Raw genomic sequence first — 229 nt, 5'->3', positions numbered from 1 at the left:
CGCGCGGACCGGGCGCGATGACATCACGGTAGAAGGCGTCTCGTGGGCTTGCGCGAACCAGATGAACGCTCTCGTGGCAGAGCGGTAGCGCGTGGGCCGGGTGTTCCTGGTGGGCGATGCGGCGCATACCCGTCCCCCTACCGGCGGCGTGGGACTGTACACCCGCGCGCAGGGTGCCTCCCCCCTGGGCTGGAGGCTGGCGTCGGTTGGGGAAGGCGCGCCCGAGGGA

The 229-nt window shown here is 72.1% G+C and carries 1 protein-coding gene; it reads left to right on the top strand.

The genetic code is table 11. From position 1 onward, the window contains the following. Positions 1-91: 91 nt before the first annotated feature. A partial coding sequence (locus tag ACQG3P_RS25700) for an FAD-dependent monooxygenase (protein ID WP_426806622.1) occupies positions 92-229 on the top strand: 138 nt, incomplete at its 3' end.

Source organism: Stenotrophomonas sp. SrG (assembly GCF_050031795.1).
Taxonomy (GTDB): Bacteria; Pseudomonadota; Gammaproteobacteria; order Xanthomonadales; family Xanthomonadaceae; genus Stenotrophomonas; species Stenotrophomonas rhizophila_A.
The sequence above is the reverse complement of the archived record's forward strand: the minus strand, read 5'-3'. Positions and strand labels throughout refer to the sequence as shown.